This window comes from Bradyrhizobium ivorense, from assembly GCF_900696085.1.
GTDB classification, from domain to species: domain Bacteria; phylum Pseudomonadota; class Alphaproteobacteria; order Rhizobiales; family Xanthobacteraceae; genus Bradyrhizobium; species Bradyrhizobium ivorense.
This window is the reverse complement of record NZ_CAADFC020000013.1, coordinates 195,364-211,302: the sequence shown is the minus strand read 5'-3', so window position 1 is coordinate 211,302 and position 15,939 is coordinate 195,364. Positions and strand designations below refer to the sequence as shown.

Below are 15,939 nucleotides of genomic sequence, written 5' to 3'. Positions count from 1 at the left end.
GGCTGGCTCCCTGGACGATGTGATTGCGCTGCGAGCGGACGGATAGTTCGAATACACGCGCAATCCTGATGCGACCGCTCTTGATGTTGCAGCTTGCACGACTGCGTCGATGTAACAATCGATACTGATATTCAGCCATTTCCAGAGCCGCGTCAGGCGTCGGCAATCAATGAGGCGATGTCCTCGAGCGGACGACGGCTGAAGTCCTTTGCGAGTTCGCCCAAGATCTTGCCTCTCAGGTCGCGGTTGAAGTGCTTGCGCATCTCTCCCAACGTCCTGGGGTCGGAGACAACGACGAGGTGCTCTATGGTCCCATCCAGGCTGAGCTTGTTCAGGAACGCGGCCGTCGCCGCCGCGAAGTCGTCCTCGACGAGCCGCCTCCCATCGGGGTTGGCAGAGCCGGTGCGATGTCGCGCACCCGAGCCTGAGTGGGCGGACGCAGGCGGCGCCGCCGTGATCTCGACCAAGTGCACCCCAGGTTTCACGCCTGTATTGTGGAACAGGCGGATCGTCTTGCCGTCAGCGACGGCTACTGTCGTACCGGCAGGTAGAATCATCGAAAGACCTCCCGTTCACAATCCCGCATTACCCCCGGCGGGCTATGATGCTCCTGCTCTGCGGCGCCTTTTTAAGCTGCGGGCGCGAAGCCCCCCGAGCAGGGCAGTCCCATTGACCACCGGAAGGGATCAACGGCGAACACGGCGATCTTGGCGGCCGAGAAGTCGGCGCGCCTGGAAACGCCTGCCCGGCCGGGTGACGATAGGTCGAAGATTGAGTCCATGGTGGCCGAAAGGAAAATCACCTCTCGCTATGGAGTCGATAGCCGACCGTTATCGGAATGACTCAAAGCCGCTTGGCATGCCGCGAGTGCGGCGGTTCCCTCTGCGAGCGCGCGCGGGGGCGGTCGTCGGAAGCGCTGCCTCTGCCGGAGCTTTTTGCATGAATTCGGAAGCGCGCTGCCGGCATCTCAGACTTCGAGTGGCCTGTGGCACACTTGGCAAGAGGTGTGCTCGTTTTGCCGCTGGTGGCAGAGACAGGCATCGGCCAGCGTAAGCCCGAGCGTGCTGCCGCCCATCTATGCTGGAGGCAGCGCCGCCTGAGGACGATTTCGATGAGCTGCTCAGGAAAGACCAGCCTCGATACGCCGATCAGATTGCTGGCGCACTGGGGCGCGCCTTGGCGTAGGCTTCTTTGCGCACTTCGCCCGCGACTGCAAACGCTTCATCGACATCGAGGACATAGAGCGTCTTTTCCATCACGTGGTCGAGGGTGGCTCCGAACTGTGCCAGGATCTTTGCAGAGTTGGCATAGGTCACCCGCATTCTGCTCTGCCATCATCGAGAAGTCGGCCGGCCTGCCGGATTCATCGAGCGCGGCGGGCGCGATCATGGTTGCCTTGTCGTCCTGGCTGAGCTGGCCGGACACATGGATCGTGTTTCCGATCTTGATCGCCTGTGCATAGCCGTATTCGTCTTCCGCCGGCACACCGTGATAGGCGGCCTCTTTGCCATTTGCGCCAATCAATTTGGTCTTAGCCTTCGCGGCAACTTCCACTCCGGGCGGACGAAGTGGCAGGTGTAGCCGTTCGGGTAGCGTTCCAGATAATCCTGGTGCTCGGGCTCCGCCTCCCAGAAATCGCCAGCAGGCGAAAGCTCGGTCACCACCTTACCCGGCCACAGCCCTGAAGCTTCAACGTCGGCGATGGTGTCTTCGGCGACGCGGCGTTGCTCCTCGTTCGTGTAGAAGATCGCCGACCTGTAGCTTGTGCCCCGGTCGTTTCCCTGCCGGTTGGGAGTCGTCGGGTCGTGGATCTGGAAGAAGAACTCCAGCAGGTCGCGGAAACTCGTCGTGCTCGGATCGAACGTGATCTCGATTGCTTCTGCGTGCGCGCCGTGGTTGCGATAGGTGGCGTTCCTGACATCGCCGCCCGAGTAGCCGACCCGCGTCGAGACGACGCCGGGCAAGCGCCGCACCAGCTGCTGCATTCCCCAGAAGCATCCCCCTGCCAGGATCACGCGCTCTATAGTTGCTACCATCGTCAGGCCCCCTTTTTTGCGAAGAGCTTTGCGTACTCGCCGTACCCCTCGCTCTCCAATTGGTCGCGGTGGATGAACCTCAGGGAAGCCGAGTTCATGCAGTACCTCAAGCCGCCCTTGTCGCGTGGCCCGTCCGGGAAGACGTGGCCAAGGTGGCTGTCGCCGTGCTTGGAGCGAACCTCGGTTCGCGTCATGCCGTGCGAGCTATCAACGTTCTCGATGACGTTCGCGGCCTCGAGGGGCCGCGTGAAACTCGGCCATCCCGTCCCGCTGTCGAACTTGTCGAAGGACGCAAAGAGCGGCTCGCCGGAAACCACGTCGACGTAGAGGCCAGGCTCCTTGTTATCCCAGTATTCGTTGGCGAAGGCGCGCTCGGTCCCGTTAGTTTGCGTGATGCGGTGTTGCTCGGGAGTCAACTTCGAGACCGCTTCGGGGGTTTTCCTGTAGATAGGCATTCGCAAAGCTCCTTTGTTCTGCGTTTACGGTCGCGAGCGGCCGGTGCCCGGGCCCGCGTGGCGCATGGTCACGAACACGGCGCGCCGCGGTCCCCGCTCCTAGGGGAACGTCAGGCCGAAAGCGGCCGGATCGTGTTGCTCGCCCTTCCGGGGGACCAGGAAGCGCTCCAGCCCACCCGGCACGAAGGTGAGCAGCAGGGTCGCCTGCTCGCCGACCACCTCGATCGTGTGCGGCACACCGCGGGGAAGAGCCGCGTAGGCGCCCGGTCCCACCTCGATACGGGCATCGCCGACCCGCGCGATCAGCTTTCCCTGCACCACGTAGAGCAGCTCGTCCTCGCGCGTGTGGGTGTGCAGTGGCGGCTCCTCCCCGGCCCGCACCGTCCACAGGACAGTGCCGTATTCGCCTCCGGACTGGCTGCTCTCCACTTTCAACTCGACGCTCGAGCCCCCGCTCGAGGTCACCGTCTCGCCGCCGTGCGGCGCCGTGAGAACCGGCTTCTGGACTGACATTTGTAGTCTCCTGATTGTGTGCGCCGGATGAGCCCGGCACCGGGTAAGCATGGAATTGCGCGTGGGGAACTGGAAATGACGTCACGCCATGAAGTTAATAGCCGCACGTTATGATGGCCGTTCATTTTCCGAATCGGACTCGCGTGCAACCGACTCTGATCGCTCCAGCAGCTCGGTCAGCATTCTGGCGGCCTCCGTTAGCTTCAGAGCTTCGCGCACACGCGGTTGTTCGATCTTCTCATGCAGCACTTGAGCTCTGCGTTACACTGATCCAGTAGTCGTTCGCCGCACTCGCGGCACGGCGTGCCAAGTATCTTTCAGCAATGCCCGATAACGGTCGGCTATCGACTCCATGGCGGGAGGTGATTTCCATTTTGCGGTGCTGGACCCAATCTTCGAACTATCGTCGCCCGCCGCGTGTACGGGCCGAAGTTGACGTCCTGTTGTACGATCGCAGGCCAGGAGTTCCCCAGATGCAGATCAAATACTCATCCGACATTCCCATTCCCGGCGCGGGCGAGCGTCCTCCGCCGGAGGATGTAGTCGTGCTCGTGGACAGCGTCGGCGTCGCGCTCGGGGTACGTCGCTCTTTCGGCGCGAGAGTGCGGAATGTCAGCGATCACGGCAGCGGCGTTATCCCGTCCAGGCGCGTGGAGATTCCGCTCGTCGGGGGCGACGGCGAGATCTCCGGGGTCCTGTGCCGGACCGCCCCACGGTCCAGCACGCGCGGCGTGGTCGTCGCCCGCGGTCGGGAGGGGGTGAGGTCGATCGAGGACGTGGCGCAGTTCGTCGTCCACGACATCAACAACCTTCTCGCCGTGATCGGCAGCGGCCTGCGGCTGCTCGAACGCCAGAGCGACGTCGCGTATCGAAAGGCCGTCGTTGGCAAAATGCAGGAGGCGATTGCGCGAGGCGCGTCGCTTAGCCGTCAGCTCCTAGACACTGCGCGACCATACCCCAAATCGACCGACGGCTTTGTCGCAGGTAGTCGTCTCGCAGCGATCGCGGGTACGCTTGACTGGACGTTGCGTCCGGACATTATTGTCCGCACCGAGATCGCCCCTGACTTATGGACCTTCAATGCCGACCCGGAAGGGTTGTACTTTGCGCTCCTGAATCTCTGCCGAAACGCGGATGATGCTATGCCCGCCGGCGGCACGATCACCGTCGCAGCTCGCAATGTCGAGCCGTCCGCCAGCTCGGACCGCGGGTACGTCGAGATTGTCGTCGCCGACGAAGGGGAGGGCATGCCTGAAGAGGTCCTGTCGCAGGCGTTCCATCCGTACTTCGCGACAAAGGCAGCTGGCGGCGGCAACGGCATCGGCCTCCCCCAGGTTCGACGCTTCGCCGAACGACAGGGCGGCGCGATCGGCATAGAGAGCGAGCGAGGTACCGGCACGCTGGTGCACCTCTTTCTTCCGCGTGTCGACGATGCGGGGGTCCGGAGCAGCCGTGTCGGTCGACAGATCGCGCACGCGCCGTCATCTGAAATTGCCCACGGTCAGTGACTAGCGCGGTGTGACGGGAAAGCCGAGTATGCGGAAATGCGGAAGACGCCCGCGGGGCTCCCTCCGATCCGGCGCAAGATCCGTCTTCCGTGAATGCGGCGCATGGTCGGCCCACTTCGACATCGAATCGACCACGTCGTCGCGCTGCAAGAGTGAGATCCGACCATGTTTTCCGTGATATTCGAAGTCCTTCCCGATAAGGGGAAGTGGAATGATTACCTCGACAACGCCAATATGCTGCGCCCAGAGCTGGAGCAGGTCGAAGGCTTCGTCGATAACATCCGCTACAAGAGCCTGACCCGCGAGGGCTGGATACTTTCGCTTTCGAACTGGCGAGATGAGAAGTCGCTCGTCCGCTGGCGCATCCGCAGGCGCCATCATGAGGTCCAGCAGAAGGGCCGCGACGAAATTTTCGCAGACTACCACCTGCGTGTTGGCCAGATCACAGCCGACAATCAGATACCTGCAGGGTACGCCCTCAACGAGCAGCGGCTCGACGAGACCGAGGTCGGGGAGGGAACGACGGTCACGCTGATCAACGCAACGCGCCCCGCCGAGTGGACGCAGACCAGCAACCCGTACGACTGCGCCGAGTGGCTCGGACTGAACCCATGGGCGGCCGACTGCACGTCCTGGGACATCTTCGACGCCGTGCTCACGCCCGCCGACCTGATCCTGCTCATATCCTGGAAGGACGCCGCTGCAGCGCAGGCCTACGAGGACGCTTCCGCGCCGAATGACAAGGCGAGAGTCCGGAAAGTCCGGATCGTGCGCGACTACGGGAAATACGACCGTCGCGAGGCGCCTCAATACTACGTAGATGCCAAGGGCGGCGAGACCCTCCACGCCTGACACCGCTCCGTTGGGCAGGGCCAGCCAAATCGTGGTGCCTGCCAGCGGATAGCGCCAACCCGCCGAGCGTAGGTTCTCCGGACTATGACTCGCCTAACCCCGTCCGGTTCTTGCCCACTTCGCACGCACTGGCTCGGCTCTCAGAAGTTCCTGAAAGCGTGTCCGTGCGTCCAAAACAACAGACCTGCCGTTCCAACGCGTGCACGCAAGTGGCATCTACGCCCTATGATTCGACGTGCCCGTCACGTCGTCGGGAAGGCTCGTCGGTATCGGCAGCCGCAACTTGACGGCGAAACACAACGCATGAAGCTTCATCAAGTTCGCTACTTCCTCGCCTTCGGCGCCCGGCATGGGTCACCGGTGTGGATGTTGCTTATTCCCGCGACCTACGTGATCGACGCACAAGGCCGGATCCGCAGCGCGTTCGTCGAGCCCGACTTCACAATACGGGAGGAGCCGGCGCAAATCCTGGCGTCGCTGCGCCAGGCCGCTTCCACGTCCGAGTGAGGGAGGCCGAAGGTGGCCAGGCATCTCGAGTACAGCGCGCTCCGCGAAGGCTGATCGCGGACGGACGGGATGCCGGCGCACGGCGCTTTTGGACGACGATACCTCGCGCCTATCAAATGCATGTCCAAGGGGAATTTCTAATCTCGTCGTCGGCGTCCGATCTTTGGGGTTGCTCAGGCCGGCCGAGGACACGCCGTCGGCTTCAGCGATTGAAACAGTGATTAGAGCCGTTGCGCCGAGCCACCGTGCCGCGCGCGAGCGCAAAGGAGACCCACAATGAAAATACCGAGGATTGTTAGCGTGGCTGTCGCCGTCTCGTTGGTCGCCGGCACCGTGGCAGCGCTCGCGCAGATCAGCGGATCTACTCCGGCCGGCCCGACCGTGAACGTGGTGGACGCCGCCGGGCACCTGCGCGTGCCGGCGGGCTACCGAACCCTCTACCAAGCGCTCGGCAGCTGGGCGATTGCCGCCGACAGCGGCCAGGGCGCGAAGGAAATGCACGCCGTCTACGCATCCCCGGGGGCGATCGACGCCTATCGGAAGACGGGCCACTTCCCGGATGGCGCCGTTCTGGTGAAAGAGGTCTTTGCGGCCTCGACGAACGACATGACCACCGGCACGGTAAGCCACGCCGACAAGCTTCAGGGCTGGTTCGTCATGGTGAAAGACAGCAAGGGAACGCACCCCGGCAACCCGTTGTGGGGCGACGGGTGGGGATGGTCGTGGTTCGACGCGGACAAGCCGCTGACGACCACCTCGACGGACTACCATTCCGATTGCCAGGGCTGCCACGTGCCGGCCCAGGCCACGAACTGGATCTATGTGAATGGATATCCCGTCCTGCGTCATTAGGCGACCTTATGCATGGGCGTTCTCTGCTCGCCGAAGTTTCGCGGAGGTAATGTCGAATCCCGCAAGTTGGCGCAGCAAGCTGGAAGAAGAGCCTATTGTGAACATTAGTTTCGGTTATCGACCTTTCGGCTCCGACCTACGTTCAGAGTACAAACGAGCGCATGGAGTTCGACGTGTCCTTCTCGGTCTATGACATCACGGTCCCTGTCATGGTGCACGGACTGAACGTGATGGACGACTATCTCGACCACGCTCAAGCGCTCGAGCGGACCAGGGGGATCGAGCCTGGGAGGATCCTTGGCGAGCGGCTCGCATCCGACATGCTGAGTTTCGGAGAACAGTTCTCCGTAGGTTGCAACAAGGTCGACGCGCACATGGCGAAGCTGATGCAGCGCGACGCTCCGGCCCCCCGCAACACTCCGATGATGTACCCGGCATTGAAAGAGCGGCTCCTCGAGACGCGCGGCTTCCTGCAAAGCGTGCAGCCGAAGGAGATTGCCGGCGCGCAGTCCCACACCTACGAGCTGAGGCCGCCCATCGTGCGCGGGTGGTTCGGCGGCGACGACTATGTCCGGCACCTGGTGCTGCCCGACTTCTTCTTCCACATCTCTATTGCGCACGCGATCCTTCGACACCTCGGAGCGAAGATTGGGAAGCGCGACTATCTCGGCAACCTCACTCAGCAGAGCGGCGGTGACTATTCGTAAGAGGCGGCTGCGGTGCGTGACGCTGGCCGATGCCTTCAAGATTGTAGTTGTCATGCGCCGGAGATTGCATCCTGATGGGTAGCCTCGAATGTGTAACGGCGTCGAAGAGCCGCTGGGCGATGCTCAGCATCTTGCTTGGACTTGGTCTGAGTTCCCTTGGAAGCGGGATCGTGAATATCGCCTTGCCAGATATCTCGCGTACATTCGCAAGTAGCGACGCGGCGACCGTTTGGGTCGTGAATGCCTATCAGCTTTCGGCAACAGTCTGCTTGCTGCCCATTGCAAGTTTGGTCGAATCATTCGGCATGAAACGCGTCTATGCCACCGGCCTGGCTATTTTCGTCCTCGCGTCGTTGGGTTGCGCGTTCGCGCCAACGTTGCCGATGCTGTTGAGTGCGCGCTTGATTCAGGGGAGCGGAGCCGCCGGGGTTTCTGTGGCCGGCGTTGCATTTGTACGCGTGATCTATCCGCGCCGCATCGTCGGTAAGGTCTCGCCTTGGTCGCACTGGCGGTGGCGATACCTGGAGCATTGGGTCCGACCATCGCCGCGACAATACTTGCCGTGGCAAAATGGCCCTGGTTGTTTCTGGTGAATGTGCCGTTCGGCCTCGCGGTACCGCTATTTATTGCCGCCGCACCATCAGACGTTCGGGTTACTCTCCCTCTCGATCTGATCGGGACCGCTCTCAATGCGTTAGCGTTCGGGCTTTTTGTCGTTGGCGTCGGTACGCTGGGTATTGGCGATGGGTGTATTGCGATGGGAGAGATCGTCGCCGGTCTCTTCTGCTTTGGTCTCTTCGTTCGACAACAGCTCCGGCACCCTAGGCCAATGTTGCCGTTCGATCTTTTGCGCATACCTCTGTTTAGCCTATCGGTGTGGACATCTGTCTGCTCCTATGCCGCCCAAATTCTGGCTTACGTCTCCTTGCCGTTTTTGTTTGAGGCGGGGATGCATCTTTCGGCCGTGGAAACAGGCGTTCTCTTGACGCCCTGGCCGTTCATGACCGCCATCACGGCTCCAATCGCCGGCCGCTTGACAATGCGCTACCCTGCCTCGGTTATTTGTAGCATTGGTTTGGCGTTGTTGGCGGGCGGCTTGCTCCTGATGGTCTTCTTGCCGGCCACTCCGGCGAAATGGGACGTCGAATGGCGACTCGCCCTTTGCGGTATCGGCTTTGGCCTTTTCCAGACCCCGAACAACACTGCGATGATGACGGCTGGACCCATAGGGCGTAGCGGGGCTGCGAGTGGGATGAATGCCGCGGCTCGCTACGTCGGATGGTCACTTGGTTCCGCCTTGGTCTCATTGATGTTCGGCTTGGGCGGAGATCATGGCGTGGTCTTTTGCCTGGTCGCCGGAATGGCCTTCGCTTTGATAGGAGCAGCTACCAGCAGCGCTCGCCGGTTCAGATGGAGTTGAGGCCTCTGGTGCGTCCTACCTGCACTGTGCGGAGCTGATCGGCGATCGCATTGGCGCGCGGACGCCGATGATCGGCATGAGGTGACGGAACTCTTGACTATGAAGCGCCCGCCGCGGTCACGCGGTTGAATGTCGCGGAAATCCTGAGTCCCGACAAACTCGGCAGCGCTGAATTTTCAATGAACTCTGTCGCAAAAAATCGGCTGCGCTAGTCAGAGTTCTCGCGGCTGAGTTTTTCGATTGAAATGAGCTGCTCAAACCTCGATGTTCGAAACTGCATCACATATCTTGTCCGTTCCCGATCTGGTGCTCGATCACTGAAGCACTAGGTCGGACACGGGGCGCGAATACGACGAGATTGATATGCAGGATGTAAGGTACGTGTTGGGACATACCCGACAAGAAGAGAATCGACTTCAACTACAGTCGGCCATCATTCGTCCGATCACTCACCGGCTGTTGCGCGAGGCAGGTCTATCGCCGGGCATGCGTGTGCTTGATCTTGGTTGCGGAGCTGGGGACGTGACCATGCTCGCGGCGGACATGGTGGGGCCGAGCGGATCGGTCATTGGTCTCGACCGCAACCCCGATATTTTGATCACAGCGCGCGAACGCGCCGGCGACGCTGGTTACACCAATATTGAATTCTTCGAAAGTTCACGTGCCAATCTCGCTCCACGCTCGATCGATATGGTTGTTGCCCGTTACGTGCTGGTTCATCAAAGCGAACCAGCCGAATTTATCCGCTTGGCGGCGTCTTACGCGCGCCGGGGAGCGATCGTGGCTTTTCATGAAGTGCAGTGCTTCGGCGATATCCATTCGCTTCCCCGTGTCCCGCTCTGGCACGAAGTCTGGAGCTGGATTGTTGCCGGCTTCGCTACGGGGATGTCCCATGCAGATGCAGGCGCCCGCTTCATCGAACATTTCAGCAACGCCGGCCTCGATCTGCCCACGATCTTTTCTGAAACGCCAACCGGCGGCGGGTCCGCCTCGCCGCTCTACGCATGGGCGACGCTCACATTGCGCAGCCTATTGCCGCGCCTCGAAAGCGGAAGTTCGATCGATGCGGAAAAGATCGATCTGAATACGCTGGAAGACCGCTTACGCGAAGCCGTCACCTCGGCGCGAAGCCAGATCACGTTTGCGCAGCAGTATTGTGCCTGGACGAGAGTATAAGCGTATTCGGGCTGCATCCCGACGCTATTCACGGCGACGCGCTTCATGAGGCCTGGCGCGGGTCCATTCGCGGCCCCGTGGAATTCGACGTGCGCGCACTAGTGCATCGATCCGGCAGGCCATAGACGAGCGTCAGGCGCGGGTCGTCGCTAGCCTGGGTGAGCGTGGGCTGGGACACTCCGCTCTCCCATCACCGCTTCGGCGACGTTAAGGCTGTCAGCGAGGTTTATGCTTTCTAGACCGCTTCCGAGCCGCCCGCTTTCACCGCAGCCGGGGTCGGGGTTATTGCAATTGTAAAGGCGCCGCCGATCGAGGTCATGGCGGCTATGGCGAGGCCGACTTCGTAGCCAGACTCGAAAGACGCGACACCGGCGGCCAGTGCTACGCCGGCGAGCTGCGCAATCCGACTCGCTGCATTGTTGATGCCGGAGGCAAGCCCTTCGTCCGTCTGGTCAACGCTCGACAGGACGGACTCGGTGAGCGGTGCCACGAGCACGGCGAAGGACAGGCCAAGCAGTGTCATGGGCCCGATCACGCCGAGCATCAGGGATTGTTCCTGGCTGAGCGCCATCCAAATATAAGCAAGCGCCGCACCAGTAGGCCCCGCGATGAGCATGGCCCGCGCGCCAATCTTGTCCGCCAACCCGCCGAATACGCCCGACAAGAGTCCGACGCCGAGCGCGAAGGGCAGAAAAGCCACGCCGGCATCGGTCGCCGGCAGGGCGCGGCGGTCGACGAGATCGAACGGGAGCAGGAAGAACATGATCGAAACCGCCCCATAGATCATCAGTGTCGCGACATTCAGCCCGAGGAAGGCGCGGTTCTCCACCAGGCGAGGTGGCGTCATCGGGTGTTTGCTTCTGCGCTCCCACAACGCATAGACGGCGAGACCGACAATGCCGAGCCCAGCGACGATCGTGAGCACCGTGCCCGGCGCGGCTGGAGCGCCCGCCGGCGCCCGAGCGTCACTGGGGCCAATCTGGCTGAGCGCCCAGGCGAGCGCCCCGAGCGCCGAAGCTAGGATCGCGGCGCCGATCACGTCGAACCTGCGCTGGATGCGGTCATCTTTGGGCGCGAAGGCAAGCAGAACTCCTACTGCTACGACCGCGATCGGCGGATTGATCCAGAACACGGATGGCCAGCCAAAAGTCTCGGTCAGCCAACCGCCTAGCACAGGACCTCCGGCGGTAGTGAGTGCCGATGCCGCCGCCCATATGCCGATCGCCCGGTTCCGCTCCGCGCGCGGATACGTGGCCCCAATCAGGGCGAGGCTGGCAGGCGTGACGATCGCTGCGGCCGCTCCCTGCGCGACGCGGGCGGCGATCAGCCAGGCCGACGAAGGCGCCAGCGCGCAGGCCGCGGACGCCAGACCGAACAGGACGCAGCCTAGCGCGAGCATGCGCGCCTTGCCATAAACATCCGCGAGGGCGCCGCCGATCAATGTCAGCGAGGCGAGCGCCAGCATATATCCGTTGAGAACCCATTGAACGGAGGCGAGGTCCGCGCCGAAATCGGCGCGCAATCTCGGCAACGCAACGGGCAGCGCGGTCGCATCGATGAACGCCATGGAGGACGCGAGCACGCAGGCCGTGAGCACCATGCCCCGACGAGGCGGCACTTCCCGACCGAGCTCCCGCGGGCAGGGTTGACCATCGATAACGCCGCGGCTGCACTGCTCTACAAACGGCTGCGCCTCGTGGTGGCAAGCTCGCTGACTTGCAAGAGTGGTCATTTGCGGTCTCGATTGTAGGTGCTTCTGCCAGCAGTCTCACACTGTGACGGTCGCCCACCGGCGAGGGAAGTCACCTCTTGCCATAGAATCGATAGACGATCGTTATTGCCTTGCCGCGCGGGATGTCGTCATGGCCTGTGCAACTGTCTTGATTCAAGAATGGCAAGAGATTGTCGCAGCAATATTCCCCGCTGCAATAGAAACCATACATACCGGCTATTGGAAAATTTCGTCCCGCGCTGCGATCAATCGGTGCCGTTGTCGCAGATTTCGTCGAGTGCTGGACCATAAAGCCGCCGTTCCATCTTCGCTTTCGGAAGCTACCCATGGCCGCTGGCAAGCGATGTCGAACGGGCCTTTATCACTGGAACATATCCAGCAAAGGGGCAAACAACCGAGGAGATAATTCACATGAAGGCGATTGTGGTAACGGACCAGGCCGCCGGAACGGCCGGGATGAAGCTGGTGGAGCGGCCCGAGCCGCGGCCAGCGATCAACGATGTCGTCGTTCAGGTTCATGCATCGGGATTCACTTGGGATGAGCTGACGTGGCCCCCGACCTGGACCGACCGCCTCGATCGTGACCGAACGCCGTCGATCCCTGGGCACGAGCTGGCCGGAGTTGTCACCGCCCGCGGCTATGGCACGACGGGGCTGTCGGTTGGGCAGCGGGTGTTCGGCCTCACGGACTGGACTCGCGATGGCACGCTGGCCGAGTATGTGGCCGTTGAGGCGCGCAACCTCGCACCGCTGCCGGGCGACGTCGACTTCACGGTGGGCGCGAGCCTGCCGATGCCGGGCCTGACCGCGTGGCAGGGACTGTTCGTGCACGGCCGCGTTCGGGCAGGGCAGAGCGTCCTTGCGCACGGCGCGGCCGGCGTAGTCGGTTCGGTGGTGACGCAATTCGCACGTGAGGTTGGCGCCTACGTCATCGGCACCGGACGCGCTGCCGACCGTCAGGCTGTGCTCGACCTCGGCGCGAATGAGTTCGTCGACCTGGAGAACGACGCTCTAAAAGACGTCGGCCCAGTCGATCTGGTTTTCGATGTCTTCGGCGGGGACATAGTGAAGCGGTCCGCCGGCCTGATTCGGGCCGGAGGAACACTGGTAACCATCGCCGGGCCGACCGAGGCGCGGCCCGCCGACGGCCTGGCGATTGACTTCGTTGTTGAGTCCGATCGCGCCCAACTGGCTGAGATCGTCCAGCGGGTGCGCGACGGACGACTGCGGACGAACATCGGCACCGTCTCGACCCTCGACGAGGCCGTCGCCGCCTTCAATCGGACCGGGCGACGCAAGGGGAAGACCATCATTCGCGTTCGCCCGTGAGGACTTGGGCACGGAGAAGGGTTCTGCGCTCGTGGCCGGTTCGGCAATATCAATCTATACGCAGAAGGAGATGCCCATGAAGATCCAAGCCATTATCGCCGCCGCCTTCGCGGCCTTCGCCTTCTCGATGGCCGCCGGCGATAGCGAAGCACAAACCGTCACGAAGAATTTCGAGGCGACCATTCCCAATATCCCCGGCAAGTCGCTGATTGCCCTGGAGGTCGAATACGCGCCGGGCGCGGCCTCTCCGTCCCACACCCACGCGAAATCAGCTTTCATCTACGCCTATGTGATCTCGGGCGCGATCGAGTCGAAGGTGAATGACGGCGTGGCGCGCATCTATCGGGCAGGTGAGAGCTGGTCGGAACCGCCGGGCGCGACCCATTCGATCAGCCGCAACGCGAGCAAGACAGAGCCGGCAAAGCTGCTCGCTGTCTTCGTCCTCGACGCCAACGACAAGGCGCTGACCACGCCCGTCAAATGACCTGCTCGCTGCGCCAGGCAGTGGCTGCGGACGGGCTATTCGGCCCGTTCGGACTCATCCGCTACTGAGCAGCCGATCGTCGAATTGCTGCCCATTTATGTGCCGGCATCATATCTGGATGGTAATCCAGTGATGACGACCGCCGGTCGACTACCTAACATCCACACCTTTCCAGAATGCGATGTGGCCTTTGATCGCCGCTGCTGCATTCGACGGCTCGACGTAACACCATGCTGCGTCTTCGTTGATTTTGCCGTTGACGATCAGCGAATAGTAATTTGCAAGGCCCTTCCAAGGACACCAACTGGTCGTCGAGCTCGGCTTAAGGTACTGCGTATTGACGGACTCGGGCGGGAAGTAGTCGTTGCCTTCAACGATAACTGTTTTCTCCGATTCCGCTATCTCTGTCCCATTCCATGTGGCGACTGCCATTTCTCATTCCTTTCCATGCTATGAGTTCGAGCCGATCCAACCCAGGCTCGAGCCGTTCGGCTTGATAGATCGCTGGTGGGGGTTTGAAGACGATCTCGATCGCCTCAATGAAGCGGAGGGAGCCGGAGTTCACGCCGTATCGCAACCTTGTCGGCAATTACCAAAAGCCAGGGACGCATTCCCAAGAGTCTTTCGTTGCGACCGGATAGAGTTCAGATCGAGCCAACCGGCGCAACGGCGGGAAAGTCCTTCTCGGGATCGAACACGTTATTGAAAAAGTTCGTCAGCGAGTACATGGCCACCAGCGCGACGATCTCGATGAGGTTCGCATCTGTGTAGCCGGCGTCGCGGACGGCTTTCAGATCGGCGTCACCGACCTTGCCGCGGGTCTCGGCGACTTTGCGTGCGAACTGGATGGCGGCGTCCCGCTTGAGGTCGCTGGCATGGCCCTTCCGAGCGAGGATGATTTCATTGGCTGGCAGCTTGGCCATATGATCGGCCGTAAAGCTGTGAACCGTCAGGCAGTAGTTGCAGCCATGCACTTCGGAGACAGCGAGGCCGATGCTGTCACGCGTCTTCACGTCGAGCGCATTGCTCATGGAGCCGAGGAGGGTAGCCCATGAGTTGAACGCGATCGGGCTTGCCGCGAAGGTCGCCATCATATTTGGGGTGAACCCGATGTTCTTGGTGAACATATCGAGGGTCGGTTTCGAATCGGCCGGCACCTGTTCCGGCTTTAGAGCCGCAATTCGTGGCATTACGATCTCCGCAAGCGATCGGCTTCACTAATAATCAAACGAGAGTCAACACCTCGGCCACCGGACGGCGCGGCTTCTGAGGCCAGTTTCCGGGACGCACCACCCCTAACTCGAACAACGACGTCGTTGATCGCTGATTGCGGCTCGGGCCGCTCCACGACCTTCATTTCGGCGGTTCCAGCAGCCCGGTCCGTTACGACGATTGCCTTCATTGTCCACCCCCTCGTGAGTGGTATCTCGTGATTTTCCGAGTTCCCTTGCAGGCAAGCAAAAACACGATCGCGAAACTCGATGGTCCAATGACCTGTGGCTATGGAATCGATGCCATCGACGCGACGCATGAAAAAAAGCGTGTCAAGCGAAGCAGTGAAACTGAGCGAATGCTCCCCGAGCGCATGATTTCCGGGCACTGAGGGCGCGAGGCGGCGCCGGCTGCATTTGATCGACCGCACGAGAGACGTTCAATCCGGCGTGATATTCGGGATCGGTAGCTGAGCCAGATCATCCTCATAGCTGGCCTGAACGCTTGTGCTGTGTCCCGAAGTAGTGGGGTCTGGGCGTGCGTGAATATCCGCGCTAATGCCGAGAAGTTCGCCAACCGGGCAGAGGTTTGCGGCTTCCAGCAGGAATGCGCGTTGTTGCACGTCGAGTTCTCCCTCCAGCACGAGAGTGCGCTCGAACGAATCTCTTTCACCCGGGGCGCCGTGGCGGAAGCTGACGCCCACCTCTACCCGTTCCAGCGGCAATTGTCGGCGCCGGGCTTGAAAACGAACAGTCATAGCGGTGCATGCGGCGAGAGACGCGCAAAGAAGGTCGTAAGGATTGGGACCGGGAGATACGTGGCCGGCTCCATCTGGGCCGCCGATCGGAAACTGAGATGCGCCGACGCGACCAACCAGCGCGCCGCGATTGGTGGGGTCGCTTGCGACGACAACTTCGCGGATCTTGGCCATGATTGGATTCCGATTGTTCGAATGATTGATCCACTCGCTTCGACGCGTGTGTACGCCAGCAGCAGCGCAAACGAGTCTCGGAGTTCGTGCGAGATCTCAGCGCCGCGTCCGCTTCAGCCAGTGCGTCCCACAACTAAATCCGGCGACCATTCGGGTAAAGCTATCATGTCTATAACCGCCAGGAATGCTCCGTAAAGTCGTTGTCGAGGCTCCCCGGAGAGCGGC

At 61.7% G+C, this 15,939-nt stretch carries 19 protein-coding genes and 1 pseudogene; 10 read left to right on the top strand and 10 right to left on the bottom strand.

Annotated features, from left to right (window positions below):
• Window positions 1-152: 152 nt before the first annotated feature.
• The 5 genes from CI41S_RS18670 to CI41S_RS18650 all read right to left on the bottom strand — a co-directional run bounded on the left by CI41S_RS18670 (window position 153) and on the right by CI41S_RS18650 (window position 3,004).
• On the bottom strand, window positions 153-557 hold the full coding sequence (locus CI41S_RS18670; protein WP_139860988.1) for a baeRF12 domain-containing protein: 405 nt from the start codon (window positions 555-557) through the stop codon (window positions 153-155).
• A gap of 591 nt (window positions 558-1,148) precedes the next feature.
• On the bottom strand, window positions 1,149-1,316 hold the full coding sequence (locus CI41S_RS45170; RefSeq protein ID WP_347339256.1) for a RidA family protein: 168 nt from the start codon (window positions 1,314-1,316) through the stop codon (window positions 1,149-1,151).
• A 204-nt stretch (window positions 1,317-1,520) separates the two neighbouring features.
• Entirely contained in the window at window positions 1,521-2,036 is a 516-nt protein-coding gene (gene msrA / locus CI41S_RS18660; RefSeq protein ID WP_139860987.1) for a peptide-methionine (S)-S-oxide reductase MsrA, read from the bottom strand.
• A 2-nt stretch (window positions 2,037-2,038) separates the two neighbouring features.
• Window positions 2,039-2,491: a peptide-methionine (R)-S-oxide reductase MsrB gene (msrB, locus tag CI41S_RS18655; RefSeq protein ID WP_139860986.1), complete on the bottom strand. Its 453-nt coding sequence runs from the start codon at window positions 2,489-2,491 to the stop codon at window positions 2,039-2,041.
• A gap of 99 nt (window positions 2,492-2,590) precedes the next feature.
• Window positions 2,591-3,004 (bottom strand): cupin domain-containing protein, encoded by a 414-nt coding sequence (locus tag CI41S_RS18650; protein WP_139860985.1) that lies wholly within the window; start codon window positions 3,002-3,004, stop codon window positions 2,591-2,593.
• A 473-nt stretch (window positions 3,005-3,477) separates the two neighbouring features.
• Here CI41S_RS18650 and CI41S_RS18645 point away from each other — a divergent pair, with 473 nt between their 5' ends.
• The 8 genes from CI41S_RS18645 (at window position 3,478) to CI41S_RS18615 (ending at window position 10,026) form a co-directional block, all read left to right on the top strand.
• Window positions 3,478-4,512 (top strand): ATP-binding protein, encoded by a 1,035-nt coding sequence (locus CI41S_RS18645; RefSeq protein ID WP_244626588.1) that lies wholly within the window; start codon window positions 3,478-3,480, stop codon window positions 4,510-4,512.
• Window positions 4,513-4,677: 165 nt separating this feature from the next.
• On the top strand, window positions 4,678-5,364 hold the full coding sequence (locus CI41S_RS18640; protein ID WP_139860984.1) for an antibiotic biosynthesis monooxygenase family protein: 687 nt from the start codon (window positions 4,678-4,680) through the stop codon (window positions 5,362-5,364).
• Window positions 5,365-5,667: 303 nt separating this feature from the next.
• Complete coding sequence (locus tag CI41S_RS18635) at window positions 5,668-5,871, top strand: hypothetical protein (RefSeq protein WP_244626587.1); 204 nt, start codon at window positions 5,668-5,670, stop codon at window positions 5,869-5,871.
• A 300-nt stretch (window positions 5,872-6,171) separates the two neighbouring features.
• Window positions 6,172-6,723 (top strand): cytochrome P460 family protein, encoded by a 552-nt coding sequence (locus tag CI41S_RS18630; RefSeq protein WP_244626586.1) that lies wholly within the window; start codon window positions 6,172-6,174, stop codon window positions 6,721-6,723.
• A gap of 161 nt (window positions 6,724-6,884) precedes the next feature.
• Window positions 6,885-7,430, top strand: coding sequence for a DUF1993 domain-containing protein (locus CI41S_RS18625; protein ID WP_139860982.1), 546 nt, complete (start codon window positions 6,885-6,887; stop codon window positions 7,428-7,430).
• Between the two features lie 74 nt (window positions 7,431-7,504).
• Window positions 7,505-8,023 carry an MFS transporter gene (locus CI41S_RS45010; protein WP_210242670.1) on the top strand — a complete coding sequence of 173 codons (519 nt, stop codon included), beginning with the start codon at window positions 7,505-7,507 and terminating at the stop codon, window positions 8,021-8,023.
• Window positions 7,960-8,850, top strand: a complete 891-nt coding sequence (locus CI41S_RS18620; protein WP_210242668.1) for an MFS transporter — start codon at window positions 7,960-7,962, stop codon at window positions 8,848-8,850. The genes CI41S_RS45010 and CI41S_RS18620 overlap by 64 nt, the downstream gene beginning before the upstream one ends.
• Window positions 8,851-9,213: 363 nt before the next feature.
• The gene (locus CI41S_RS18615; RefSeq protein ID WP_139860981.1) at window positions 9,214-10,026 is read left to right on the top strand and encodes a class I SAM-dependent methyltransferase; all 813 of its coding nucleotides are present in this window, start codon (window positions 9,214-9,216) and stop codon (window positions 10,024-10,026) included.
• A 235-nt stretch (window positions 10,027-10,261) separates the two neighbouring features.
• Here the strand turns inward: CI41S_RS18615 and CI41S_RS18610 are convergent, their stop codons facing one another.
• Window positions 10,262-11,758 carry an MFS transporter gene (locus CI41S_RS18610; protein WP_244626585.1) on the bottom strand — a complete coding sequence of 499 codons (1,497 nt, stop codon included), beginning with the start codon at window positions 11,756-11,758 and terminating at the stop codon, window positions 10,262-10,264.
• 411 nt (window positions 11,759-12,169) lie between these two features.
• Here CI41S_RS18610 and CI41S_RS18605 point away from each other — a divergent pair, with 411 nt between their 5' ends.
• Together CI41S_RS18605 and CI41S_RS18600 are read left to right on the top strand one after the other, a co-directional pair.
• Entirely contained in the window at window positions 12,170-13,087 is a 918-nt protein-coding gene (locus tag CI41S_RS18605) for an NADP-dependent oxidoreductase (protein WP_139860980.1), read from the top strand.
• 76 nt (window positions 13,088-13,163) lie between these two features.
• A complete protein-coding gene (locus CI41S_RS18600) occupies window positions 13,164-13,571 on the top strand; it encodes a cupin domain-containing protein (protein ID WP_139861093.1) in 408 nt (135 codons plus the stop codon).
• Between the two features lie 150 nt (window positions 13,572-13,721).
• Here CI41S_RS18600 and CI41S_RS18595 read toward each other — a convergent pair whose 3' ends face one another.
• From CI41S_RS18595 to CI41S_RS18580, 4 genes and pseudogenes are all read right to left on the bottom strand, one after another.
• Window positions 13,722-14,003 carry a DUF427 domain-containing protein gene (locus CI41S_RS18595; RefSeq protein WP_139860979.1) on the bottom strand — a complete coding sequence of 94 codons (282 nt, stop codon included), beginning with the start codon at window positions 14,001-14,003 and terminating at the stop codon, window positions 13,722-13,724.
• Between the two features lie 212 nt (window positions 14,004-14,215).
• Window positions 14,216-14,761, bottom strand: a complete 546-nt coding sequence (locus CI41S_RS18590) for a carboxymuconolactone decarboxylase family protein (protein ID WP_139860978.1) — start codon at window positions 14,759-14,761, stop codon at window positions 14,216-14,218.
• A 107-nt stretch (window positions 14,762-14,868) separates the two neighbouring features.
• Window positions 14,869-14,973, bottom strand: a pseudogene (locus tag CI41S_RS44480) (NADP-dependent oxidoreductase); the annotation flags it as partial.
• Window positions 14,974-15,222: 249 nt separating this feature from the next.
• Window positions 15,223-15,714, bottom strand: coding sequence for an OsmC family protein (locus CI41S_RS18580; protein WP_139860977.1), 492 nt, complete (start codon window positions 15,712-15,714; stop codon window positions 15,223-15,225).
• Window positions 15,715-15,939 lie beyond the last annotated feature (225 nt).